Genomic DNA, 21,607 nt, shown 5'->3' on the forward strand with positions numbered 1-21,607 from the left:
ATCAGAGATGTGTATAAGAGACAGGTCCTCGGCTGGTCGTACTCCCAGCTGATGCCGCGTGCCCGGTACGGGATCGTGTTCCTTGGTGCGATCTTACTCGTGTACATCGTCAACGAATTCATCGACGTCGTCGAAGAGGAAGACCGCCTCTCGGCGGTGTTGCTCACGATATCTGCAGCCGTCGTTATTACGACGGCGGTCTACCTCTTTACCAACTATAGTGCCCTCTATGAAGGCGCACGCGGGATCGCGACCGATTCAGCACTCGCGCTCGCGCTTGCGTTCACGCTGGTCATCATCTATCTGACCTGGCGATCGTTCGGGATGACGTTCCTCGTCGTGTTGCTTGCCGGCATCGGATACGGTCTGTTCGGCCAGTACATCGGTGGCATCCTGGGACACGGCGGCATCACGTCCGAACGGATGCTTCGCCTCCTCGTCCTCGAGGTCGAGGGCTTTTTCGGGTCACTCAACCGACTCGTGGCAGCATGGATCGCGCCGTTCCTGCTCTATGCTGGCCTGCTCAAAGCCTACGGCGCGTTCGACATGATCTTGCGGCTGGCAGTTCGCTCCGCGAAATACATCTCGTCGGGGGTCGCCCAGACCGCAGTTGTCGCCAGTGCTGTCATCGGCTCTGTTAACGGGAGTCAGACCGCAAATGCGGGAATGACCGGCTCGTTCACGATTCCGATGATGAAAGAGAGCGGTCTGAAACCCGAGACCGCTGGCGGGATCGAGTCCGTTGCCTCGACTGCGGGTCAGGTCCTGCCACCCGTGATGGGTGCAGCAGCGTTCATCATGGTCTCGGTGATCGGTGGCTCTGTCACGTACGTCGACGTGATGCTCGCTGGACTCATCCCGGCAGCAATCCTCATGGTCTCGATTTTCGCCGGTGTGCACTACATTGCAGCACCGCAAATCGAGAACCCCACGATGGACGACTACTTCGAAGGAACCAAAACCACTGGTGAGTTCATTTACGAGGGTCTCAAGTACTCGATTCCGCTCGTAATCCTCCTCTACGTGCTCGGTGTCCTGCAGTACACCGTGATGACTGGGGCGCTGTGGACGGCGGTCGCAATGATCATCACTGGCATTACGTTCCCGATTGCCAGAGCCCTGTATGAAGGGGAGAGCCTGTCGGCAACGGGCCGTGAAGTTCTCGCCCATACTCGCGATGGCGCCCGTGAGGGTGCTGTGGTGCTCGCACCGGTTGCAATCATCCTTGCAGCGATCAACGGCGTCGTCGATATTCTGCTGACGACTGGCGTTCCGACGGCGGTCTCGCTCGCATTGATGGACCTCTCCGGTGGCGTCCTCCTCCTCGCGGCAGTGATGTCGATGATCATCTGTATCCTCCTCGGACTGGGGATGCCGACATCGGCAGCGTACACGATCGTCGCGTTGCTGGTCGCGCCTGCACTGACTGGACAGTTCCTCCTTCCCGACTTCGCTGCACACTACTTCGTCTTCTACGCGGCAATCCTCGCCGGATTGACCCCGCCAATCGCCACGTGCGCTGCGGTCGCCTGTGGGATTGCCGGAGCAAGCTTCTGGAAGACCGTCTGGGAGGCACTGAAAATCTCCGCGCCGCTCTATGTGCTTCCGTTCGCGTTCATCTACCATCCGGAACTCGTCTCCGGAGCGTTCGACGCGACTGCGATCAGCGCTGGCCTCCTCGCCATGCTGGGTGCACTGACGATCATCCACGGGATCAACTACCGATTCGCCTTCGGTCGAAGCGTGTCCGCCGGTGCTCGAGTCGTCTTCTTCGCACTCGGGATCATCGTGATGGTCTATCCTGACCTGCTGGTGCAGCTTGGCGCACTCGCCGCCACGGCCGGCCTCTTGGTCGTCCAGACGATCGTTGGCAAACCCGATCCGGTCGGCAAGCTCCAAGCGCTTGCAACCGGACTCAACGGTGGGAGCAAAGAGCCGGTCGAAGCCGAACGTCCGTAACCGCACTGCGTTTCGACTCTTTTCGCCGGTCTCTCGAGCGTTACTCGTAACTCGTCGCCGGCCGACCGAGCTGATCCTCGACAGCCTCGACTTTCTCCGACGCGGTCGTTTCACGCGTTCGCTTGTCGTCGATCTTCAACACCGTGCTCACACGGTCGCCGTCGACGGCTTCGTGGGCCGCCTGCGCGGCTGCAAACAGCTCTCCGATATCGTCGGCTTCGATCACCGTCCCCATGGGGTTCGTTTCGTACGCGACGTCGTAGGCCTCGAGTGCGTCGACGGCCTTCGCGACTTCGCCCGACATACTCTCCTCGATCACCGGTGCCACGCTCAGGAGTGCAACGACTGTCATCGGTCGTACTGAGGACGCGCCAGCCCCTAAATCCGACCCCGTACGACTGGACTCGAGACGATTATCGTAGCCACTGGCCGTCACTGCACACCAGCTCGCACGACAGCTGTGTGATCTGTGTGTACATCGGTTCAGTTGTTACTATACCGACGCTCGCGGAGTCACGACTGGCAGCTACGAAACGCAACGCCGGTCAAGAGTTCACCAACGAGAACAGACGGCACCGTGCTCAGTTCGGCTGTGGGTGGTGACTCGAGTCCGTGGGCGGGTAGATGATGACGTCGCCGTTCGCATAGACGTACACCTCGTACTCGAGGGCGGTGAAGGCGACGTGGCCGCCCGTTCGTTCGGTGCCGTCTGCCTTCTTTCTGAAGAGTCGGTCGAGTGCGTCCGGGTCAACGCTGTCGTACAGCGAGAACTCGCCCTGTGAGACGTCGGTGTCTGCGATCGACGCAAGCGCGTGGACGATCGTGGTCGTAATCGTCGCAGTGCCGTCGATATCGTGGTGGAAGACGTAGCGACCGTTCGTTTGATCGTACTGAACGTCGTCTGCGTCGTCGGTGGATGAAAATTCAGTTTCCATAGGCGATCTGCGGGGGGTCAATCGTCTACCGATCCGTAGTTCCCCATAGTATAAAAGCCAATCGCAGGCAGGATTTATAAACAGATACGACGGAATACCGCCGGATAGTTCAAAGACAGCGATTATCAGTTGGCAATGAACGTTGTGGTAAGTGATTCGGTGGTGAGAGGAACGGTTTTCGACCACTACCCGCACACAGCCACGCTGCGTCTGCGACGCTAGCAGCGATTCGACCGACGGTCAGAACGGGTACTTCGACTTCGCTCGAGCGTGCGATGGCTGGGATTTGCACCAGTCCAGACGTGCTCGCACCGCTGTGTGCGATTGGGGTGATACAAATTCGAGAACGATGTTCACGGCACAGACAACTCGCTACGCTCGCGGGATTACATGCAGCGAAATGCGCTGGCTGGGATTTGAACCGCTCCTGAGAACCTGCTCACTCTGCTCGCAGAACCTCAGTATGCTTCATATCCAGATCCGATATCTGCCGCTCACGGAGTTGTTCGCGGTAGAAATGCGCTGGCTGGGATTTGAACCCAGGTTGTGACCATGGCAAGGTCACGTGATACCACTACACTACCAGCGCGTACTCACTCAGTGACGAGTGCAATTGAACCGAGTCGCTACGCACACTTATAAATGTCGAAACGGAGACCGAACGCCCCCGATGACAGTCGGCGTTCGTCTCATCGCGACACTATTTTCGTGTCCACCGCATAGCAGTCTCGCGGTCTCGAGTACATGACACCGCCGGCTCGTCTCGTGACGCTCGTCCTTGAGGCATGGTCTCGAGGATACACCGATCGACAAGAACGTCTCACTCAAGTCGTGCTCACGAGATCGTTCCAGTTCACGGCGCATACGCTGTGCGGTGCTCGTCGAAGTTGTTGGTCGTCGAAATGCGCTGGCTGGGATTTACACCACTCCCAGACGTGCTCGCGACGCTGTGGGCGACTGGACTGATTCAAATCTGAGAACGATGTTCACGGAATAGACGACTCGCTTCGCTCGTCGGTATCGTTCAGTGAAAATGCGCTGGCTGGGATTTGAACCCAGGTTGTGACCATGGCAAGGTCACGTGATACCACTACACTACCAGCGCCCTGTTGCGCACTTACACCTACATCGGGAGGCATGTATAAGCGTTGCGAACCGGGTTGCCGTATGGGTGTTCACGACGTACCATGTGGCTGGGCTGTGGTACTCACCATCCGACTCACTATTTATTTTTGTTCGCGTGCGCGCGAACACCAGCAACTCAGTCATCCGAGCAGCACGCCAGTCAGACGAACTCCCGTCGGTCAGTGCCGGGACACCCGCAACTGCTCCGCGACACGCCAGGAGATCGGGACCGTAGCCCCTGAAGAGGGATTATCGTCGGCGTTCGCAGTTCCCCGCCGAAGGTCGGGTCTTGGAGTCTCCGGATGGCTGTGACAATCCCTATCAGTTACTATTGAAAACCGTCATCTGAGACGACCCGTCTGCCCCGAATTCACACGTGTGAGCCGTTCACAGCCGCAATCGAATCCGCTATCCTTTTACGGTGGTATCGGCAACACATCGCTACAGTCTAGTGACGCGGCGCCGAAGCGTCTCGGCATGACCGTCAGCATACTCGTCCCGTCGTCGCTCACCCGTGAAGCCGAGGACAAACGCGAGGCAACTCGCAAACTCGGATACGTCGCCCGCGCGGCGACGATCTTTCGGGCTGATCGCCTGATCGTCTACCCGGACCGGGAAGGCGAAACGGGCAGATTCGACGGCGGGTTCGTAAGCACCGTCTTGCGGTACGCCGCAACACCGCCATACCTCCGAAACGAGGCATGGGGAATGCGGGACGAACTGGAGTATGCGGGCGTCTTGCCGCCGCTCCGCGCCATGTCACAGACCGGCTCCGAATCTACCGGTTCGGGGTCGTCAAGACAAGGAATCGTGACCGAGGTCGGACCTGAAGGGCGCGTCCGGGTCAATTGCGGCTTGCAACACCCGATCTCCCTCAACGTCCCTCCGAAAATGGAGGTCGACGAGGGGGAGCGCGTGACCGTCAGGATCTCTTCGCGACGACCGGTCCGGGCGAAACTCGAGAACAAGCCCCTCCCGGGGCTTGCAGTCGAGCGGACGGACCTTTCCGCAGCTCTCGGCCGTGAGGACGCTGGCGTCTGCATCGCTGCCTCCCGATTCGGTGAAGAACTCACCGTCGGGCGGCTCGAGACGTTGGCCGGACGCATCGATCGTGACGGGCTGACCGTCGCATTTGGTGCGCCCGAGAGAGGGCTGCCGGATATCCTCGGAATCGAGGCATCGGCTGTCAACGCGTCGTCGGGACAAGGCGACGCGGCCGAATCGTCCACTGGGGACGACACAGCCGATGACGGAGTCGAACCCACAGCCGATCCAGGGTTCGACCTCTGGCTAAATACGGTTCCGAATCAGGGCAGCGAGGTTGTGCGAACGGAAGAAGCTCTGTTCGCCACCCTCGCTCCCCTCTCACTGCAAGAGTGATAGAATGCCACAACCAAACGCACCACGCAAAGGCTCACTCGGGTTCGGCCCACGACAGCGGGCGACCAGCGAGGTCCCACGCTTTAACTCGTGGCCGGACGACGACGGACAGCCGACGCTCCAGGGTTTCGCGGGCTATAAGGCCGGTATGACCCACGTCGTTATGGTCGACGACAAAGCGAACTCGCCGACCGAGGGAATGGAAGAGACCGTTCCCGTGACGATCGTGGAGACGCCGCCAATGCGCGCCGTTGCTCTGCGAGTGTACGAAGACACGCCGTATGGTATGAAGCCACTGACTGAGGTCTGGACCGACGAGTTCGCACCTGAACTCGATCGTGTGCTGGACCTTCCCGGTGACGATTACGACGTCGATGCTGCTACGGACGAGCTCCGTGGCTACCTCGAAGAGGGACGCGTCGACGACGTCCGCGTCATCACCCACACGGTACCGGGGGAGATTCCCTCGATGCCGAAGAAGAAACCGGACGTGATGGAAACGCGCGTCGGCGGCGGCTCTCTCGACGAGCGCGTCGACTTCGCCCTCGAGACCGTCGAGGACGGCGGCGAACACGTCATGAACGACATGTTCCGCGCCGGCGAGTACGTCGACGCAAGCGGCGTCACGAAAGGGAAAGGGACGCAGGGTCCCGTCAAGCGATGGGGCGTCCAGAAACGCAAGGGCAAACACGCCCGGCAGGGCTGGCGTCGCCGCATTGGCAACCTCGGCCCCTGGAACCCATCCCGCGTCCGCTCGACGGTCCCACAGCAGGGACAGACGGGATACCACCAGCGGACGGAACTGAACAAACGCCTCGTCGACATCGGCGACGGCGCAGACGCGACGGTCGACGGTGGCTTCGTCAACTACGGCGAAGTCGATGGACCACACGCGCTGATCAAGGGCTCGCTCCCCGGGCCGAACAAGCGTCTCGTACGCTTCCGCCCGGCGATCCGACCCGGAGACCAGCCGCGCCTCGATCCCGAGGTGCGCTACGTCTCCACCGCATCCAACCAGGGATAACACATGGAAGCAACAGTACGCGACCTGGACGGCGACGAAACGGGCTCGGTCGAGCTCCCGGCGGTCTTCGAGACGACGTACCGCCCGGACCTGATCGCCCGCGCCGTTCGTGTCGCCCAGGCAAACCGGAAGCAGGACTACGGTGCCGACGAGTTCGCCGGCATGCGGACGCCGGCTGAATCGTTCGGTAGCGGCCGCGGGATGGCCCACGTCCCACGCCAGGACGGACGCGCACGACGCGTTCCCCAGGCGGTCAAAGGACGAAAGGCCCACCCACCAAAGGCCGAGAAAGACCAGTCCGAATCGATCAACACGAAAGAAAAGAAACTGGCCGTCCGCAGCGCCATCGCGGCAACGACGGACGCCGAACTCGTCGCCGAACGCGGCCACGAGTTCGACGACGACGCCGAGATTCCGGTCGTCGTCGCAGACGAGTTCGAAGACCTCCAGAAGACGAAGGAAGTCGTCGAGTTCCTCGAGGCCGCCGGTCTCGAGGCCGACATCGAACGCGCAGACGAGGGTCGAAGCGTCCGTGCGGGTCGCGGGAAGACCCGTGGACGGAAGTACAAGACGCCAACGTCGATCCTCTTTGTCACCTCGAGTGAGTCCGGCCCATCCCGTGCGGCCCGGAACCTCGCTGGTGTCGACGTCACGACGGCTGCAGAGGTCAACGCGGAAGACCTCGCACCCGGCACGCAGCCGGGTCGACTGACCGTCTGGACCGAGAGCGCACTCGAAGAGGTGGCTGACCGATGAGTTCGATCATCGAACACCCACTGGTCACGGAGAAGGCGATGAACGACATGGACTACGAGAACAAACTCCAGTTCGTCGTCAACCCAGACGCCACCAAACCCGAGATTCGCGACGAAGTCGAATCCCGATTCGACATCTCGGTCGCTGACATCAACACGCAGGTAACGATGAAAGGCAAGAAGAAAGCGACGATCAAACTCTCCGAGGACGACGACGCGCAAGAAGTCGCCTCCCGGATCGGGGTGTTCTAAGAATGGGACGACGCATTCAAGGACAACGACGTGGACGCGGGACCTCGACGTTCCGTGCCCCATCCCATCGCTACAAGGCGAAACTCGACCACAAAAAGGAAGAAGACGACGACGTCATCCGCGGCACAGTCGTCGATATCGAACACGACCCCGCCCGCTCGGCACCAGTCGCCGCCGTCGAATTCGAAGACGGCGACCAGCGACTCATCCTCGTTCCAGAGGGTGTCGCCGTCGGCGAGGAGATTCAGGTCGGTGTTTCGGCTGAGATCAAACCCGGAAACACGCTCCCACTCGCGGAGATTCCGGAAGGGGTTCCGGTCTGTAACGTCGAGGCAAACCAGGGCGACGGCGGTCGATTCGCTCGTGCCTCCGGTGTCAACGCAGACCTGATCACCCACGACCGCAACGCAGCGGTCATCCAGCTTCCAAGCGGCGAGGTCAAGCGCCTCGACCCACAGTGTCGCGCCACGATCGGCGTCGTCGCTGGTGGGGGCCGTACGGAGAAGCCGATGGTCAAAGCAGGGAACAAGTACCACAAGATGAAAGCCCGAGGCACGAAGTGGCCTCGCGTCCGTGGTGTGGCGATGAACGCCGTCGACCACCCGTTCGGTGGCGGTGGCCGCCAGCACCCCGGCAAACCAAAATCTGTCTCGCGGGACGCCCCGCCAGGACGGAAGGTCGGTGACATCTCGTCCCGACGCACCGGTCGAGGTGGCAACAAATGAGTCAGGAGTACCGAACCGGCCGTGAAGGTGAGTTCACTTACCGCGGCCACACGCTCGAGGAGCTGCAGGATCTGGAGCTTGAGGATGTTGCAGAACTGCTCCCCGCACGCCAGCGGCGAAGTATTGTACGCGGCCTTTCCGTCGAGAAGCAGAAGCTACTCGAGAAGGCACGCGAGAAAGACGAAGAGGAAACGGCGAACGCGCCGATCCGAACGCACCTGCGGGATATGCCGATCCTGCCGGAGTTCGTTGGTCTGACCTTCGAGGTCTACAACGGCCAGTCGTTCGAGCGCGTCCGTGTCGAACCCGAGATGATCGGACACTATCTCGGCGAGTTCCAGCTGACCCGAAACTCCGTCGAACACGGACAGGCCGGTATCGGCGCGACTCGATCCTCGAAGTTCGTCCCACTGAAGTGATCACCGTATGGGAATCAACTACTCAGTCGACGCCGACCCGGACGCAACTGCGAAAGCGATGCTCCGCGAGCGTCACATGAGCCACAAGCACAGCAAAGAGGTCGCCCGCGAACTCAAGGGCCGCTCGGTTGAAAACGCCCAGGCGTACCTCCAGGACGTGATCGACCAGAAGCAGTCGGTCCCATTCAAATCCCACAACTCCGGCGCGGGTCACCGCTCCGACGTTGAGGGCTGGGACGCCGGCAAATACCCCGAGAAGGTCTCGGAAGCGTTCCTCGACCTGCTCGAGAACGTCGAATCCAACGCCGATCACCAGGGCTTCGACGGGGAGTCGATGGAGATCGTCCACGTCGCCGCCCACAAGGTCGGCGAGTCAGTCGGCCGCAAGCCCCGCGCGATGGGGCGTGCGTCTGCCTGGAACACGCCGCAAGTGGACGTCGAGATCGTAGTCGAAGAGGTCGAAGACACCGAGGACGACGAGGTAGATAACTAATGGCTGACGAACACCAGTTCATCGAAAACGGCCTTCAGCGGTCCCAGATCGACGAGTTCTTCCAGGAAGAACTCGGCCGCGCAGGCTACGGTGGCATGGACGTCGCCAAAACGCCGATGGGAACCCAGATCGTCCTCAAGGCCGAAAAGCCCGGGATGGTCATCGGCAAAGGTGGCGAGAACATCCGGAAGGTCACGACGGCACTCGAGGACAAATTCAACCTCGAGGACCCACAGATCGACGTGCAGGAGGTCGAAGAACCCGACCTGAACGCACGTATCGTCGCTGATCGACTGGCCAACGCACTCGAGCGTGGCTGGTACTTCCGGAAAGCCGGTCACACGACGATCGACCGGATCATGGAAGCCGGCGCACTCGGCGCCGAGATCGTCCTCTCCGGAAAGGTGACGGGCGCTCGATCGCGTGTTGAGAAGTTCAACCGCGGCTACATCAAGCACAACGGCGAACCCGCCGAAGAGGTCGTCGACCACGGCCAGGGCGTCGCGGTGATGAAACTCGGTACCATCGGGGTCAACGTCAAGATCATCCCGCCAGGTGCCGAGTTGCCCGACGACTTCGCCGTCTACGAAGACATGGACCCCGAGGAAGTCGTCCCTGACGCCGTCGAAGCTAACGAGGCCGAAGGTGTCGAGGAACTCCTCGAGGGCGAACCCGAAGCAGCCGAGGCGGCCGACGCCGGTGCCGAAGCTGCGGCCGATGAGGCCGTCGAGACGGACGCCGAGGCTGACCTCGACGAAGACGTCGTCGAGGAAGTCATCGAAGCCGAAGTCGACGCCGAAGAGGAAGTCGACGTCCCCGATGAGTCTCCGATCGAGGAAGACCTCGATGAGCTCGAGGAGGATGTCGAGGCCGAAGCAGAAGAACTCGTCGCGGAGATGGAAGACGACGAAGACGACGCAGACGAGGGAGGTGACGCCTGATGGCGATCCTCCACGTCGAAGAGATCCGCGACATGACGCCCGCCGAACGGGAAGAAGAACTCGAAGAACTCGAGACGGAGCTGCTGAACCAGAAGTCCGTTCTCGCAGCCGGTGGTGCACCGGAGAACCCGGGCCGCATCGGCGAACTGGGTACCACCATCGCGCGGATCAAGACGATCCAGCGCGAGGAAGGCGACCTGGACGAAGAATAATCGAACAATGGCACTGACACCCGAGACCCTGCCGCGACACGAACTCAACGGACTCCCCGTCCGAGTCGTCGAGAGTGACGACGATTCGCGAGTGGGTCTAGAAGGGCGCGTCGTCATCGAGACGACCAACACCCTCTCGATGGAAGTTCGAGACGACGGCGAGTCTCGGGTCGTGATGGTGCCGAAGTCGGGCTCGACGTTCGAGTTCGCGATCACAGATGACGCCGCCGACTCACCAAAGGAGTCGGGGACCATGTCCAAACTGGCCGACACTCAACCTGCGGGCACCGAGCAATCGGACGCCGCAGACAGCGCCGGCGAGGATGTGGCCTACGTTACGGTCGATGGCTCGCGACTGCTCTCACGACCCGCCCGACGCACGGAAACTAGTGGTGATTCACCATGGCAATAGGACTAGACGTTGAAACCCCTCCGGAACCAGAAAACCCGGAGGAATACGACTACAAGACGTGTCCGTTCTACGGCGAACTTCCCGTTCGAGGACAGATCCTCGAAGGGCAGGTCGTCTCGACGGACATGGACAAGACCGTAGTCGTCGAGCGAGAGTACGATGTGGCGGTTCCGAAATACGACCGCCTCATGAAACGACGCTCGCGCATTCCGGCACACGTGCCGGGCGTGCTCGAGCCGCTCTCGGTCGGTGACTCGGTCAAGATCGCAGAGACCCGACCACTGTCGAAGACGAAATCGCACGTGGTCGTCGAAGTAACTGAAGAAGCGACTGCAGCCGACGTCGCCGAGCTGACCGGCGAAAGCGAGCCGGACCCACAGCTTTCGGCCGACGACCTCGGCGGCAACGACGAGGGTGATCAGTGATGGAGGCAATGAAAGCCGACGTCACGCAGGGACTCAAGAAAGGGTCGCTGGTCACGTGTGCCGACAACTCGGGCGCACGGGAGCTGAAGGTCATCAGCGTCGCGGGTTACCACGGCACCAAGAACCGCCAGCCGAAGGCGGGACTCGGTGACAAAGTGACCGTTTCGGTCACCAAGGGTACCCCGGAGATGCGCCGACAGGTCCTCGAGGCCGTCATCGTCCGCCAGCGGAAATCGATCCGCCGGCCCGATGGCACGCGACTGAAGTTCGAGGACAACGCGGCCGTCATCATCGACGAGAACGAAGAGCCCCGCGGCACGGAGATCAAGGGCCCGATCGCTCGCGAAGTCGCAGAGCGCTTCGGAGCAATCGCAAGCACCGCGACGATGATCGTATAGACAATGAGCAAGCAACCACACAAACAGCGAAATCAGACGGAGCGTGCGCCGCTGCACAAGCGAGGAAAGCAGCTCCATGCGACGCTGTCCGACGACCTCCGCGAGGAGTACGACACCCGACGCACCCGCGTTAACGCGGGCGACACCGTCGAAGTCATGCGTGGCGACCACGCCGGCACTGAAGGAGAGGTTCTTCGTGCTATCCTCGAGGACGGGACGATCCACGTCGAGGACGTGACGGTCGAGACGGCAGACGGCGAAGAAGTGCCACGACCGCTTGCCCCCTCGAACGTCCGTATCACGGACCTCGATCTGGAAGACGAGCGTCGCGAGGCGCGCCTCGAAGGTGATACCGAATGACAAAACACCAGAAACGACTGTCAGTACCGAAGTCCTGGCCGGTCGAACGGAAGACTGACGTCTTCACGGTCAAGGCCGGTGCCGGCCCACACGGCAAAGAAGGCGTTCCGCTCGTCGTCTTGCTGCGGGACGTCCTCGGCTACGTGGACTCGAAGAAGGAAGCACGATACGCCCTCTCCGAGGATGCGATCCTCATCAACGGGGACCCGATCAACGACGAACAGCGCCCGATCGGCATGTTCGACATCGTTGCGTTCCCCGGTCGAGAGGAGTACTACCGCGTCTTCCCCGACGAAGGCGGTCGACTCGCGCTGACCGAGATCGACGAGGATGCTGCGGAAAGCCGCCTCGGCAAGATCGCAGGCAAACAGCAAGTCCCTGGCGGGGACACACAGCTGACGCTGCACGACGGTACAAACGTCCTCGTCGAGGACGGCAGCGAGTACAACACGAGCGACTCGGTCGTCGTCGACAACGACGACAAATCGATCGTCGCCCACTTCCCGTTCGAAGAGGGTGCGCTCGTGACGGCCGTCAGCGGTAACCACGGCGGCAAGATCGGCGAGATCGACGCGATCGACATCACGCCAGGAAGCGGTCCGAACACCGTCGGCGTCTCTACCGACGACGACGGGTTCGAGACCATCCAGGAGTACGTCGTCGTGATCGACGAGAACTTCACGGGTGATGATGAATGAGCGAAGCTGACATCGGCGAGTTCCACGAGATGCGCGAACCCCGCGTCGAAAAAGTCGTCGTCCACATGGGCGTCGGCCGCGGTGGCCGCGAACTCGGCAAAGCCGAAGACATCATCGAGGAAGTCACTGGTCAGGAGAGTGTCCGTACCCAGGCGAAACGGACCGAACCCGACTTTGGCATCCGTCAGGGCGACCCGATCGGCGCGAAGGTGACCCTTCGCGGCGAGGACGCCTACGAGTTCCTCGAGACGTCGCTGCCGCTTGCAACGTTCTCCGCAAGCCAGTTCGACGACACGGGCAACTTCAGCTTCGGAATCGAGGAACACACCGAGTTCCCAAGCCAGGAGTACGACCCGAACGTCGGGATCTACGGCATGGACGTCACCGTCAACCTGGTCCGTCCAGGCTACCGCGTCGCAAAGCGCGACAAGGCGAACCGGTCGATCCCCTCGAGCCACCGACTCACCCCCGAGGACGCAATTGCGTTCATCGAGGCGAACTTCGATGTGAGCGTGGAGGCAGACGATGAGTGAAAGTGAAACAGACGTAGAAAACGAGCGCACGGGCGAGCACGCAGCAAAACGGACGGGCCAGGAAGCGGCCTGCCAGCGCTGTGGCCGCAAACAGGGACTTGTCGGCAAGTACGACATCAACCTCTGTCGGCAGTGCTTCCGCGAGATTGCTCGTGACATGGGATTCAGGAAGTATCGATAATATGACTGGAAACGATCCACTCAGCAACGCGCTCTCGGGACTCGACAACGCCGAGAGCGTGGGGCATCTGACCCACGAGGTAACACCCGCCTCCAACGAGATCGGCAGCGTACTCGAGGTCTTCTACGACCGCGGGTACATCGACGGCTTCGAGTACGTCGACGACGGTAAAGCCGGTCAGTTTGAGGTCGAACTGAAAGGAGCGATCAACCAGTGTGGCCCCGTCAAGCCCCGCTACGCCGCCGGTGCCGAGGACTTCGAGAAATGGGAGAAACGCTATCTCCCCGCTCGAGGCTTCGGTGCACTCGTCGTCACGACGAGCAGCGGCATCATGAGCCACTACGAGGCTCGTGAGCAGGGAATCGGTGGTCAGGTTATCGCATACGTCTACTAACCATGCGAGTCGAACTGGAAATCCCTGACAACGTAACCGTCGAGATCGACCATCTCGACGTGACCGTCGACGGTCCGGAAGGCAGCGTTACGCGCCGCCTCTGGTACCCAGACGTGTCCGTCGAGACGGAAGACGACAGTGTGGTAATCGAAAGCGAGGCCGAGGACGCGAAAACGAACGCGACCGTCGGCACCTTCGAGAGCCACATCCGTAACGCCTTCCACGGCGTGACCGAGGGCTGGGAGTACAAGATGGAAGCCTTCTACTCTCACTTCCCAATGCAGGTCCGCGTGGACGGCGACGATGTCGTCATCGAGAACTTCCTCGGCGAGAAGGCACCGCGACGCACGACTATCCACGGTGAAACCGACGTTTCCGTCGACGGCGAACGCCTCGTCCTTTCCGGCCCGAACAAAGAGGACGTCGGCCAGACGGCGGCGGACATCGAGCAGCTGACGCGTGTCAGCGGCAAGGACACCCGTGTCTTCCAAGACGGGGTCTACATCACCGAGAAACCCGCGAAAGGAGGTGCCTGATAGATGGCAGACGAAGACCAACCGAACGACGAGCCACAGGAACTCGAGGACATCAGTGGCGTCGGCGAGAGCAAGGCAGATGCCCTGCGCGACGCCGGCTTCGAGTCCATCGAGGACGTCAAAGAGGCCGACCAGGACGAACTGGCCGAGGCCGACGGCGTCGGGAACGCACTCGCGGCCCGAATCAAAGCCGACGTCGGCGATCTCGAGGTCACCGAAGAGACCGAAGCCGAGATCGAAGACGAAGGCGAGGAAGAAGAAGAGCCAGCCGAAGACGTCGAGACGGAACTGCAGCCCCGCGGGCTGACCGAGAAGACGCCCGACCTCTCCGAGAACGAGGAGCGACTCCTCAACCGTCGGAAGGCCGAAGGGAAACCGCAGTTCAACCGACAGGACTATCACAAGAAAAAGCGGACGCCGGAATCCTGGCGGCGACCTCGCGGCGGCCTCTCGAAACAGCGCCGCGGTGTCAAAGGTAAGGGTCCGAAAGTGTCCGCCGGCTACCGCACGCCCGAAAGCGTTCGGGGCAAACACCCGAGCGGCTTCGACGAGGTCTACGTCGAGAACACGGACGACCTCGAGGGTGTCGACGGCTCTCGCGAAGCGGTTCGGATCGCATCCGCCGTCGGCGCACGCAAGCGCGAGCGGATCGAAGAGCAGGCCGAGGAGCAGGGCGTTCGCGTCCTAAACCCGACCTACGAAGAAGTCGAGGTGGAATCCAATGACTGATCTCTCCGCACAGAAGCGACTCGCAGCAGACGTCTTAGACGTCGGTCAGAACCGCGTCTGGCTCGATCCCGACGCGCAGGCGGATATCGCCGAAGCGATCACCCGCGACGAGATCCGCGAACTCGTCGAGGACGGTCGCATTCAGGCCGCAGACGCCTCGGGCAACTCCCGAGGGCGTGCCCGTGAGCGCAACGCAAAACGCGCATACGGCCACCAGAACGGCCCCGGCAAGCGCCGCGGCAAGAAAGGCGCTCGCCAGAACGAGAAAGAAGAATGGCAGAGCAAGATTCGCGCACAGCGACGGAAGCTGCGTGAACTCCGCGACAAGGGCGAGCTGACGCCCACGCAGTACCGCCAGCTCTACAAGAAGGCCGGCGGTGGGGAGTTCCGTAGCGTCCGGTATCTGTTGAACTACATCGACGACACCTACGGTGACCAATAATGGCGACAGGACCACGATACAAGGTACCGATGCGGCGTCGCCGTGAGGTCCGGACGGACTACCACCAGAGGTTGCGCCTGCTGAAATCGGGCAAGCCCCGACTCGTCGCTCGCAAGAGCAACAAGCACACTACGGCGCAGCTGATCACTCCCGGACCTCAGGGAGACGAGACGCTCGCAAGCGCACACTCGAGCGATCTAGAAGCGTACGGCTGGGAAGCACCCACAGGAAACATCTCTGCGGCCTACCTGACCGGCCTGCTGGCCGGCAAACGAGCCGTCGAGGCAGGTCTCGAGGAAGCAGTCCTCGACATCGGTCTCAACACGGCAACCCCCGGAAACAAAGTGTTTGCGGTGCAGGAAGGCGCAATCGACGCAGGTCTGGAGATCCCGCACAACGACAGCGTGCTCGCAGACTGGTCGCGTACGCGTGGCGAACACATCGCCGAGTACGCCGAACAGTTAGACGAGCCACTGTACAGCGGTGAGTTCGACGCAACGGAACTCCCCGAACACTTCGACGACGTACGAGAGGCGATTCTCGAATGAGCAACTACAACGACAGTGGATGGGAACCCGTCACCCGTCTCGGCCGAATGGTCCAAGAGGGCGAAATCGACGACATGGAGACTGCCCTCAACTCGGGACTTCCACTGAAGGAACCCGAAATCGTCGACCAGCTCCTGCCGGGGCTTGACGACGAAGTGCTGGACATCAACATGGTCCAGCGCATGACGGACTCCGGACGACGCGTGAAGTTCCGGTGTGTCGTCGCGGTCGGTAACCGCGACGGCTACGTCGGCTACGCGGAAGGTCGAGACGACCAGGTCGGGTCTGCCATCCAGAAGGCGATCGGTATCGCGAAGCTGAACATCATCCAGGTGCCACGCGGCTCCGGGTCGTGGGAAGACCGCTCGGACCGACCACACTCGCTGACCCACCGGACCACCGGCAAAGCCGGCTCCGTCGAGGTCGAGGTCATCCCTGCCCCCGAAGGGCTTGGACTGGCCGCAAGCGACACCGTTCGTGCCGTCCTCGAACTGGCCGGCATCGAAAACGCCTGGACCAAGAGTCACGGCAACACGCGAACGACCGTGAACCTCGCGAAAGCGACGTTCAACGCGCTCGAGAACGCCTCGCAGTCGCGTCATCCACAGCGTCGTCCAAACCGAGAAGAAGCCGAGGTGGCTGACCAATGAAAGCGCTCGTGCAGGTCCGCGGTGAGGTAAACCGCAAGGGCGATATCCAGGACACCCTGGAGATGCTTAACATCCACAGCGTCAACCACTGTACCCTCGTCCCCGAGACCGACGCATATCAGGGGATGGTCACGAAGGTCAACGACTACGTCGCTTACGGCGAACCCGACGCTGACGTCCTCGAGACGCTGCTCGCAAAGCGAGCCGAGCCGCTCGAAGGCAAACAGTCGGACGTCGACGAGGAGTGGCTCGCCGAGAACACCGAGTACGATGACTTCGGTGCGCTCGCCGAGGCACTGCTCGCAGAGGAGACGACGCTTCGTGAGGAAGGACTGTCGCCGACGCTTCGACTCCACCCACCACGCGGTGGCCACAACGGCATCAAGAAGCCGACTGTCGAAGGCGGCCAACTCGGAAAACATACAACCGAAGAGATTAACGATCTCCTCGAGTCGATGCGATAACAATGACGAGTAAAAAACGACGCCAGCGCGGATCGCGCACGCACAGCGGCGGCACCCACAAGAACCGACGTGGTGCAGGCCACCGTGGCGGTCGCGGCCGCGCCGGGCGGAGCAAACACGAGTTCCACAACTACGAACCGAAGGGGAAACACGGCTTCAAGCGACCCCACGGCATCCGCAAGGATGTCGCCGAGATCGACGTCCAGAAACTCGACGAGGACGCGATCCTCTATGTCGCTGACGGCCAGGCCGAAGAGACCGACGACGGATACAAACTCGACGCCCGCGATATCGTCGAGGACGGCCACGAGGTCGACATCGTCAAGGTCCTCGGCTCCGGCCAGGTCCGAAACACACTCGAGATAACGGCAGACGCCTTCTCGGCAGCCGCCGAGGAGAAACTCGAGGCTGCCGGCGGCGAGGCGATCGTCTCGGAACGAGGGCAGGAAGCCGACGCCGAAGACGCTGACGCCGACGCCGACTCCGAACAGAACGAGGAATAACATATGGGATGGAAGGAAGCCGCCGAACCGGTCTTGACGCGGATGCCCGCAGTGCGTCGTCCAGAGGGGCACGTCCCCTTCAAGCGGAAGCTGGTGTGGACTGCAGGCATCCTCGTGTTGTACTTCTTCCTGACGAACATCTCGCTGCTCGGCAGTGCAGAAGGTGCAACCGACATCTTCGGCCAGTTCCGTTCGGTACTTGCAGGCGAGCAAGGCTCGCTAATGCAGGTCGGTATCGGACCGATCGTCACGGCGAGCATCGTCTTGCAGCTACTCGGCGGTGCGAACCTACTCGGTCTCGACACGAACGATCCACGGGACCAGGTGCTCTATCAGGGGCTGCAGAAGCTGCTCGTCATCATCATGACGGCGCTGACTGCGCTCCCGATGGTGTTCGCCGGCGGCTTCCTGCCAGCTCAGCAGTCGCTGACGCTCGGTGGACTCGAGTTCGGCCACACGCAGGTCCAGACCCTGATGTTCCTCCAGATCTTCGCTGGCGGGATCCTCATCCTCTATATGGACGAGGTCGTCAGCAAGTGGGGGGTCGGCAGCGGGATCGGCCTGTTCATCATCGCCAGCGTGAGCCAGCGGCTCGTCGCCGGATTCCTCTCGCTCGAGCCCGGCGCGTTCTTCTATGACTGGTACCGGATCATCACCGGACAGGTCGAGATCGGCTCGTTTGTCGCCGGTGATGGGCTGTACACGCTGTTGCTTCAGGACGGGCATATCATCGCCTTACTGACGACGCTGCTGATCTTCGGAATCGTCGTCTACGCGGAGTCGGTCCGTGTCGAGATTCCGCTCAGCCACGCCCGCGTCAAGGGTGCTCGCGGTCGCTTCCCCGTGAAGCTCATCTATGCGAGCGTCCTGCCGATGATCCTCGTCCGTGCGCTGCAGGCGAACATCCAGTTCATGGGCCAGATCCTCCAGAGTCAGTGGGCCGGCATGCCTGCGGCGCTGGGGACCTACACTGATAGCCAGCCTACCGGTGGGCTCTTCTACTACTTCGCACCCATCTACTCACCTGACGACTGGATGTGGTGGACGGGGACCGTCACTCAGGAAGCATGGCAGGTGCTGATCCGCATCTCGATCGACCTGACGTTCATGGTCATCGGTGGTGCGATCTTCGCCATCTTCTGGGTCGAAACCACGGACATGGGTCCGAAAGCGACGGCACGGCAGATCCAGAACTCCGGGATGCAGATCCCCGGTTTCCGACAGAACGTCGGTGTCATTGAGAAGGTCATGGAGCGGTACATCCCGCAAGTGACCGTCATCGGTGGCGCGCTGGTCGGCCTGCTCGCCGTCTGGGCGAACATGCTCGGGACGATCGGTGGCGTCACCGGAACTGGGCTGCTGCTGGCTGTCTCCATTACGTACAAGCTGTACGAGGAGATCGCCGAGGAGCAGATGATGGAGATGCATCCGATGATGCGCGACATGTTCGGCCGCGACTAGCGACCACTGCCGTCTCTCGTTTCTCTCGTTGCCACTGCCGATCACCGCACACTCCATCGAACGACGGCTGTACGATATGTGTCGATCGGGTCTGTCGCATCGTTCTCAACCCGATAAGACAGCGGCCGTCACCGGAATCTCTCCCTCGAGTCTACGCGATGATCGTGGACACACCACTGCGACAGCGAGCTGTGTGTCGCTACTCGATGTGCTGTCGACAACCGATTGGTTACACTGTTCCAGTCGTTGCACACACTCGCCGGTGAACGATACTGAGTCGTATTCTGAGACCACTGCTCGTGTGAACGAGACGCTGGCGCGACAGTGTCGACGTGGCCCGTACGCAGCGTGGCGTCGGCTAACCATGTGAGATGTCATTCCCGACTCGTTCCTTGCGGCCGGATCATGTCGCACGGTCGGAGATGAGCTGGAGGCGGCCTGCTTCACGATCGCGATTGACACACGTCACAGTGTTCTCATACGTACCGTCGGCGCTGCTGTGCAGGCGTTGTGAGCATACCAATCGAAGACTGATTGACTGGCGAACGATCGACGTACTGCTCGACAGTGCGGTCCAACTACGCCCCTCGAGAAATGACAGTAGTGGTCGGAGCGCTGGTGTCCAAAACGACAAACAGTGGATCGCTCCCGCGAAAACAATCAGTTACCGGTCAGGTTACTGAATGGAGTAGCCTGCTGCAACAGTCAGCAGGAACACCATGAACACGGCGATGAGCATCATATAGGAAATCGCACGTGGCTCTTCCCGAAGGTGCTGGTAGTAACCAGCAATCAGCAGCGATTTGATAACGGCCAGTACGACTGTCCCACCGATAGCTGCTTGTTCTGAAATACCAATTTCGAAAAAGACGAACTTGGCGGTCCCTAACACCAGCAACACCACGTATATGATGGAGTATGTCCGAACGTCAGCCATTGGTGTACAATGTGTATGACGGCCACTTATAGCTTCCTCATACGATCGGTTGGACTGGTGTCCAGTACAACACCGTCCGGTGAAACGATACGTAGATGGGGGCGTAGACTAACGGCACAACAATGAGTAGACGGTCGGCCCGCCTCCGCCGAACCGGTGTCCTCGGTGTGGTTTCGATTCTGGTACTTGTGATCGCTGTGGGAGGTGTCAACGCGAGCAATGTCGCGAGCGGCCTTTCGGAGCAAAGCAGTGGGGCGCCGATCCCGATGTGGCAGTCTCTTGCGATCAGCGGTGGTTTCATCGTTGCTGCAATATTGCTGTCCTTACTCGTCATTGATCGGACACTGCTCGAGCGGTTCCAAGCTGCCGGGATCAGTGTCTCCGTCGCACGCCTTCAGACGGCTGGGGCGATCGCGTTTGGAACGATCGGCGTGGTCATGCTCGTCCTCGTTGTCGTCGTCGGCTTGATTGGTCCACAGATGGGGACCTTCAGTGCAGCCGTTCTATTGACGTTCGTCGGCGGTCGCGCCCTGCTGACGATCGTCACCTACGCTGTCGGTAACCCTTGGCACGCACTCAACCCGTGGCGACAGATTGTGACGGTCCTTCCGACCGGCTACGCATCCTATCCAGCATGGCTCGGATCGTGGCCCGCAGTCGGAGGATTGCTCGTCTTGGTCTGGCTCGAGGTGATCGCCCCACTGACGACCTCGCCACGCGTCCTCGTGTCGGTTGTCCTCGTATACACGATCGTCACGATCGGTGGGGCACTCGTTTTCACTCCCGAGGACTGGTTTCGAAAGGCTGACCCGATCTCGGTCTTGTTTCGTCTCTATGGTGCGGTTGCGCCGCTCCAGCGAACATCGGACGGCCTCGAGATTCGGTATCCCGGAGCTAGACTGAGTGATGAGGGAGTCATCACTGACCGGTCTGAGGTGGCGGTAATTCTCGTGGTTCTCTGGGAGTTGACTTACGGCGGTGTCATCGCAACGAGGCCGGGTGTCCAAATCGTCGGGACACTTGTCGACATCGGACTCCCGCCCCAACTCGTTTATCTCGGGTTGTTGCTGGTCGGCTTTGTGCTTTTCTGGACGGTCTACTGGCTTGCTGTCGCATACACGTACAGCCGCGTCGAGCCGACTCGCTCGGAGCGATCGCTTGCGATCCGATTCGGGCCGCCACTGCTTGCAATCGCAGCAGGCTACCACTTTGCACACTACGCCGGCTTTTCCCTGTCGCTGTGGCCATCACTCATCGACACGATGCTGTCGCCGTTGAACCCGCCCGAAAATCCGACTCAGTACTTGCTAACGTCGTGGTTCGGATACGTGAAAATCGCGAGCATCCTGCTGGGCTATCTCCTCGCGGTGTGGATCACCTACGCTGTTTCGTTGGATCTGTGTGTCGATAGAGCGGACGCGATTCGATGTCAGTATCCGTTTCTCGTCGTCATGACCGTCCTCACTCTCGTGAGTGTCTTGCTCATCTCCGTTCCACCGGTCGAGCCAGTATATGTCCCCACCTGATCACCGGGTCGTATCCGGACAGTCGCAGACCGCCCCCGGTTCACTCGACGGACAACCATGACGGGCGATCACCTGTCGAGTTCGCTCTGAGACGGCACCAGCGGCGTGTCACGCTCCGTCGCTGGGTCCAGACTTTGATACTGGGCCGAGAACACGTAATCGGCTGACAGACGAATCCGATGACAACTCA

30 protein-coding genes and 2 tRNA genes are annotated in these 21,607 nt (G+C 61.0%); 27 read left to right on the plus strand and 5 right to left on the minus strand.

What is annotated here, in order from left to right; all coding sequences use genetic code 11:
- Window positions 1–1,959 (plus strand): TRAP transporter permease, encoded by a 1,959-nt coding sequence (locus C495_RS01100; RefSeq protein ID WP_394295658.1) that lies wholly within the window; start codon window positions 1–3, stop codon window positions 1,957–1,959.
- A 40-nt stretch (window positions 1,960–1,999) separates the two neighbouring features.
- On the opposite strand, the gene C495_RS01105 is transcribed toward C495_RS01100, so the two are convergent.
- From C495_RS01105 to C495_RS01120, 4 genes are all read right to left on the minus strand, one after another.
- Window positions 2,000–2,311, minus strand: a complete 312-nt coding sequence (locus C495_RS01105; protein ID WP_008159215.1) for an MTH1187 family thiamine-binding protein — start codon at window positions 2,309–2,311, stop codon at window positions 2,000–2,002.
- A 229-nt stretch (window positions 2,312–2,540) separates the two neighbouring features.
- Entirely contained in the window at window positions 2,541–2,894 is a 354-nt protein-coding gene (locus tag C495_RS01110; RefSeq protein ID WP_008159217.1) for a HalOD1 output domain-containing protein, read from the minus strand.
- Between the two features lie 518 nt (window positions 2,895–3,412).
- Window positions 3,413–3,483, minus strand: a tRNA-Gly gene (locus C495_RS01115).
- A 445-nt stretch (window positions 3,484–3,928) separates the two neighbouring features.
- Window positions 3,929–3,999 (minus strand) — tRNA-Gly (locus C495_RS01120).
- A 497-nt stretch (window positions 4,000–4,496) separates the two neighbouring features.
- Here C495_RS01120 and C495_RS01125 point away from each other — a divergent pair.
- From C495_RS01125 to secY, 25 genes are read left to right on the plus strand one after another with little or no spacing between them, the layout of a single operon-like run.
- Window positions 4,497–5,399 carry a putative RNA uridine N3 methyltransferase gene (locus tag C495_RS01125; RefSeq protein WP_008159218.1) on the plus strand — a complete coding sequence of 301 codons (903 nt, stop codon included), beginning with the start codon at window positions 4,497–4,499 and terminating at the stop codon, window positions 5,397–5,399.
- A gap of 4 nt (window positions 5,400–5,403) precedes the next feature.
- The gene (locus tag C495_RS01130) at window positions 5,404–6,423 is read left to right on the plus strand and encodes a 50S ribosomal protein L3 (RefSeq protein ID WP_008159219.1); all 1,020 of its coding nucleotides are present in this window, start codon (window positions 5,404–5,406) and stop codon (window positions 6,421–6,423) included.
- Between the two features lie 3 nt (window positions 6,424–6,426).
- Window positions 6,427–7,179 (plus strand): 50S ribosomal protein L4, encoded by a 753-nt coding sequence (rpl4p, locus tag C495_RS01135; RefSeq protein ID WP_008159220.1) that lies wholly within the window; start codon window positions 6,427–6,429, stop codon window positions 7,177–7,179.
- Window positions 7,176–7,430, plus strand: coding sequence for a 50S ribosomal protein L23 (locus C495_RS01140; RefSeq protein ID WP_008159221.1), 255 nt, complete (start codon window positions 7,176–7,178; stop codon window positions 7,428–7,430). Before rpl4p ends, C495_RS01140 begins: the two co-directional genes overlap by 4 nt.
- A 2-nt stretch (window positions 7,431–7,432) precedes the next feature.
- Window positions 7,433–8,155, plus strand: a complete 723-nt coding sequence (locus C495_RS01145; protein ID WP_008159223.1) for a 50S ribosomal protein L2 — start codon at window positions 7,433–7,435, stop codon at window positions 8,153–8,155.
- The gene (locus C495_RS01150; protein WP_008159225.1) at window positions 8,152–8,574 is read left to right on the plus strand and encodes a 30S ribosomal protein S19; all 423 of its coding nucleotides are present in this window, start codon (window positions 8,152–8,154) and stop codon (window positions 8,572–8,574) included. The genes C495_RS01145 and C495_RS01150 overlap by 4 nt, the downstream gene beginning before the upstream one ends.
- A 7-nt stretch (window positions 8,575–8,581) precedes the next feature.
- Window positions 8,582–9,067 carry a 50S ribosomal protein L22 gene (locus C495_RS01155; protein ID WP_008159227.1) on the plus strand — a complete coding sequence of 162 codons (486 nt, stop codon included), beginning with the start codon at window positions 8,582–8,584 and terminating at the stop codon, window positions 9,065–9,067.
- Complete coding sequence (locus C495_RS01160; RefSeq protein WP_008159229.1) at window positions 9,067–10,008, plus strand: 30S ribosomal protein S3; 942 nt, start codon at window positions 9,067–9,069, stop codon at window positions 10,006–10,008. The genes C495_RS01155 and C495_RS01160 overlap by 1 nt, the downstream gene beginning before the upstream one ends.
- On the plus strand, window positions 10,008–10,220 hold the full coding sequence (gene rpmC / locus C495_RS01165; RefSeq protein ID WP_008159232.1) for a 50S ribosomal protein L29: 213 nt from the start codon (window positions 10,008–10,010) through the stop codon (window positions 10,218–10,220). The genes C495_RS01160 and rpmC overlap by 1 nt, the downstream gene beginning before the upstream one ends.
- Window positions 10,221–10,227: 7 nt before the next feature.
- Window positions 10,228–10,632, plus strand: a complete 405-nt coding sequence (locus tag C495_RS01170) for a ribonuclease P protein component 1 (protein WP_008159233.1) — start codon at window positions 10,228–10,230, stop codon at window positions 10,630–10,632.
- Window positions 10,623–11,057 (plus strand): 30S ribosomal protein S17, encoded by a 435-nt coding sequence (locus tag C495_RS01175; RefSeq protein WP_008159236.1) that lies wholly within the window; start codon window positions 10,623–10,625, stop codon window positions 11,055–11,057. Before C495_RS01170 ends, C495_RS01175 begins: the two co-directional genes overlap by 10 nt.
- Window positions 11,057–11,455 carry a 50S ribosomal protein L14 gene (locus C495_RS01180; RefSeq protein WP_008159238.1) on the plus strand — a complete coding sequence of 133 codons (399 nt, stop codon included), beginning with the start codon at window positions 11,057–11,059 and terminating at the stop codon, window positions 11,453–11,455. Before C495_RS01175 ends, C495_RS01180 begins: the two co-directional genes overlap by 1 nt.
- Window positions 11,456–11,458: 3 nt before the next feature.
- The gene (gene rplX / locus C495_RS01185) at window positions 11,459–11,815 is read left to right on the plus strand and encodes a 50S ribosomal protein L24 (RefSeq protein ID WP_008159240.1); all 357 of its coding nucleotides are present in this window, start codon (window positions 11,459–11,461) and stop codon (window positions 11,813–11,815) included.
- Window positions 11,812–12,513 (plus strand): 30S ribosomal protein S4e, encoded by a 702-nt coding sequence (locus C495_RS01190; RefSeq protein ID WP_008159242.1) that lies wholly within the window; start codon window positions 11,812–11,814, stop codon window positions 12,511–12,513. The genes rplX and C495_RS01190 overlap by 4 nt, the downstream gene beginning before the upstream one ends.
- A complete protein-coding gene (locus C495_RS01195; protein ID WP_008159244.1) occupies window positions 12,510–13,046 on the plus strand; it encodes a 50S ribosomal protein L5 in 537 nt (178 codons plus the stop codon). Before C495_RS01190 ends, C495_RS01195 begins: the two co-directional genes overlap by 4 nt.
- The gene (locus C495_RS01200) at window positions 13,039–13,227 is read left to right on the plus strand and encodes a 30S ribosomal protein S14 (RefSeq protein ID WP_008159246.1); all 189 of its coding nucleotides are present in this window, start codon (window positions 13,039–13,041) and stop codon (window positions 13,225–13,227) included. The genes C495_RS01195 and C495_RS01200 overlap by 8 nt, the downstream gene beginning before the upstream one ends.
- Before the next feature lies 1 nt (window position 13,228).
- Complete coding sequence (locus C495_RS01205) at window positions 13,229–13,621, plus strand: 30S ribosomal protein S8 (protein WP_008159247.1); 393 nt, start codon at window positions 13,229–13,231, stop codon at window positions 13,619–13,621.
- Between the two features lie 2 nt (window positions 13,622–13,623).
- On the plus strand, window positions 13,624–14,157 hold the full coding sequence (locus C495_RS01210; protein ID WP_008159249.1) for a 50S ribosomal protein L6: 534 nt from the start codon (window positions 13,624–13,626) through the stop codon (window positions 14,155–14,157).
- Window positions 14,158–14,160: 3 nt separating this feature from the next.
- Window positions 14,161–14,886, plus strand: a complete 726-nt coding sequence (locus tag C495_RS01215; RefSeq protein ID WP_008159251.1) for a 50S ribosomal protein L32e — start codon at window positions 14,161–14,163, stop codon at window positions 14,884–14,886.
- Complete coding sequence (locus C495_RS01220) at window positions 14,879–15,328, plus strand: 50S ribosomal protein L19e (RefSeq protein ID WP_008159253.1); 450 nt, start codon at window positions 14,879–14,881, stop codon at window positions 15,326–15,328. Before C495_RS01215 ends, C495_RS01220 begins: the two co-directional genes overlap by 8 nt.
- Window positions 15,328–15,876, plus strand: a complete 549-nt coding sequence (locus C495_RS01225; protein ID WP_008159254.1) for a 50S ribosomal protein L18 — start codon at window positions 15,328–15,330, stop codon at window positions 15,874–15,876. Before C495_RS01220 ends, C495_RS01225 begins: the two co-directional genes overlap by 1 nt.
- Window positions 15,873–16,526 carry a 30S ribosomal protein S5 gene (locus C495_RS01230; RefSeq protein ID WP_008159256.1) on the plus strand — a complete coding sequence of 218 codons (654 nt, stop codon included), beginning with the start codon at window positions 15,873–15,875 and terminating at the stop codon, window positions 16,524–16,526. The genes C495_RS01225 and C495_RS01230 overlap by 4 nt, the downstream gene beginning before the upstream one ends.
- The gene (gene rpmD / locus C495_RS01235; protein WP_008159259.1) at window positions 16,523–16,990 is read left to right on the plus strand and encodes a 50S ribosomal protein L30; all 468 of its coding nucleotides are present in this window, start codon (window positions 16,523–16,525) and stop codon (window positions 16,988–16,990) included. The genes C495_RS01230 and rpmD overlap by 4 nt, the downstream gene beginning before the upstream one ends.
- Window positions 16,991–16,992: 2 nt before the next feature.
- Window positions 16,993–17,493, plus strand: a complete 501-nt coding sequence (locus C495_RS01240; RefSeq protein ID WP_008159261.1) for an uL15m family ribosomal protein — start codon at window positions 16,993–16,995, stop codon at window positions 17,491–17,493.
- Window positions 17,494–17,496: 3 nt separating this feature from the next.
- Window positions 17,497–18,954: a preprotein translocase subunit SecY gene (gene secY / locus C495_RS01245; protein ID WP_008159263.1), complete on the plus strand. Its 1,458-nt coding sequence runs from the start codon at window positions 17,497–17,499 to the stop codon at window positions 18,952–18,954.
- Window positions 18,955–19,630: 676 nt separating this feature from the next.
- Here secY and C495_RS01250 read toward each other — a convergent pair.
- On the minus strand, window positions 19,631–19,891 hold the full coding sequence (locus C495_RS01250; RefSeq protein ID WP_008159264.1) for a cytochrome C oxidase subunit IV family protein: 261 nt from the start codon (window positions 19,889–19,891) through the stop codon (window positions 19,631–19,633).
- A gap of 122 nt (window positions 19,892–20,013) precedes the next feature.
- On the opposite strand from C495_RS01250, the gene C495_RS01255 reads away from it, so the two are divergent.
- Entirely contained in the window at window positions 20,014–21,417 is a 1,404-nt protein-coding gene (locus C495_RS01255) for a hypothetical protein (protein ID WP_049890083.1), read from the plus strand.
- Window positions 21,418–21,607 lie beyond the last annotated feature (190 nt).

This window comes from Natronorubrum sulfidifaciens JCM 14089, assembly GCF_000337735.1.
In the GTDB taxonomy this organism is placed as follows: Archaea; Halobacteriota; Halobacteria; order Halobacteriales; family Natrialbaceae; genus Natronorubrum; species Natronorubrum sulfidifaciens.

What these genes read in the sequence shown, in the direction of transcription:
- C495_RS01105 (WP_008159215.1), bottom strand. Translation starts at nt 2,311, where the DNA reads ATGACAGTCGTTGCACTCCTGAGCGTGGCACCGGTGATCGAGGAGAGT.
- C495_RS01110 (WP_008159217.1), bottom strand. Translation starts at nt 2,894, where the DNA reads ATGGAAACTGAATTTTCATCCACCGACGACGCAGACGACGTTCAGTAC.
- C495_RS01125 (WP_008159218.1), top strand. Translation starts at nt 4,497, where the DNA reads ATGACCGTCAGCATACTCGTCCCGTCGTCGCTCACCCGTGAAGCCGAG.
- C495_RS01130 (WP_008159219.1), top strand. Translation starts at nt 5,404, where the DNA reads ATGCCACAACCAAACGCACCACGCAAAGGCTCACTCGGGTTCGGCCCA.
- rpl4p (WP_008159220.1), top strand. Translation starts at nt 6,427, where the DNA reads ATGGAAGCAACAGTACGCGACCTGGACGGCGACGAAACGGGCTCGGTC.
- C495_RS01140 (WP_008159221.1), top strand. Translation starts at nt 7,176, where the DNA reads ATGAGTTCGATCATCGAACACCCACTGGTCACGGAGAAGGCGATGAAC.
- C495_RS01145 (WP_008159223.1), top strand. Translation starts at nt 7,433, where the DNA reads ATGGGACGACGCATTCAAGGACAACGACGTGGACGCGGGACCTCGACG.
- C495_RS01150 (WP_008159225.1), top strand. Translation starts at nt 8,152, where the DNA reads ATGAGTCAGGAGTACCGAACCGGCCGTGAAGGTGAGTTCACTTACCGC.
- C495_RS01155 (WP_008159227.1), top strand. Translation starts at nt 8,582, where the DNA reads ATGGGAATCAACTACTCAGTCGACGCCGACCCGGACGCAACTGCGAAA.
- C495_RS01160 (WP_008159229.1), top strand. Translation starts at nt 9,067, where the DNA reads ATGGCTGACGAACACCAGTTCATCGAAAACGGCCTTCAGCGGTCCCAG.
- rpmC (WP_008159232.1), top strand. Translation starts at nt 10,008, where the DNA reads ATGGCGATCCTCCACGTCGAAGAGATCCGCGACATGACGCCCGCCGAA.
- C495_RS01170 (WP_008159233.1), top strand. Translation starts at nt 10,228, where the DNA reads ATGGCACTGACACCCGAGACCCTGCCGCGACACGAACTCAACGGACTC.
- C495_RS01175 (WP_008159236.1), top strand. Translation starts at nt 10,623, where the DNA reads ATGGCAATAGGACTAGACGTTGAAACCCCTCCGGAACCAGAAAACCCG.
- C495_RS01180 (WP_008159238.1), top strand. Translation starts at nt 11,057, where the DNA reads ATGGAGGCAATGAAAGCCGACGTCACGCAGGGACTCAAGAAAGGGTCG.
- rplX (WP_008159240.1), top strand. Translation starts at nt 11,459, where the DNA reads ATGAGCAAGCAACCACACAAACAGCGAAATCAGACGGAGCGTGCGCCG.
- C495_RS01190 (WP_008159242.1), top strand. Translation starts at nt 11,812, where the DNA reads ATGACAAAACACCAGAAACGACTGTCAGTACCGAAGTCCTGGCCGGTC.
- C495_RS01195 (WP_008159244.1), top strand. Translation starts at nt 12,510, where the DNA reads ATGAGCGAAGCTGACATCGGCGAGTTCCACGAGATGCGCGAACCCCGC.
- C495_RS01200 (WP_008159246.1), top strand. Translation starts at nt 13,039, where the DNA reads ATGAGTGAAAGTGAAACAGACGTAGAAAACGAGCGCACGGGCGAGCAC.
- C495_RS01205 (WP_008159247.1), top strand. Translation starts at nt 13,229, where the DNA reads ATGACTGGAAACGATCCACTCAGCAACGCGCTCTCGGGACTCGACAAC.
- C495_RS01210 (WP_008159249.1), top strand. Translation starts at nt 13,624, where the DNA reads ATGCGAGTCGAACTGGAAATCCCTGACAACGTAACCGTCGAGATCGAC.
- C495_RS01215 (WP_008159251.1), top strand. Translation starts at nt 14,161, where the DNA reads ATGGCAGACGAAGACCAACCGAACGACGAGCCACAGGAACTCGAGGAC.
- C495_RS01220 (WP_008159253.1), top strand. Translation starts at nt 14,879, where the DNA reads ATGACTGATCTCTCCGCACAGAAGCGACTCGCAGCAGACGTCTTAGAC.
- C495_RS01225 (WP_008159254.1), top strand. Translation starts at nt 15,328, where the DNA reads ATGGCGACAGGACCACGATACAAGGTACCGATGCGGCGTCGCCGTGAG.
- C495_RS01230 (WP_008159256.1), top strand. Translation starts at nt 15,873, where the DNA reads ATGAGCAACTACAACGACAGTGGATGGGAACCCGTCACCCGTCTCGGC.
- rpmD (WP_008159259.1), top strand. Translation starts at nt 16,523, where the DNA reads ATGAAAGCGCTCGTGCAGGTCCGCGGTGAGGTAAACCGCAAGGGCGAT.
- C495_RS01240 (WP_008159261.1), top strand. Translation starts at nt 16,993, where the DNA reads ATGACGAGTAAAAAACGACGCCAGCGCGGATCGCGCACGCACAGCGGC.
- secY (WP_008159263.1), top strand. Translation starts at nt 17,497, where the DNA reads ATGGGATGGAAGGAAGCCGCCGAACCGGTCTTGACGCGGATGCCCGCA.
- C495_RS01250 (WP_008159264.1), bottom strand. Translation starts at nt 19,891, where the DNA reads ATGGCTGACGTTCGGACATACTCCATCATATACGTGGTGTTGCTGGTG.
- C495_RS01255 (WP_049890083.1), top strand. Translation starts at nt 20,014, where the DNA reads ATGAGTAGACGGTCGGCCCGCCTCCGCCGAACCGGTGTCCTCGGTGTG.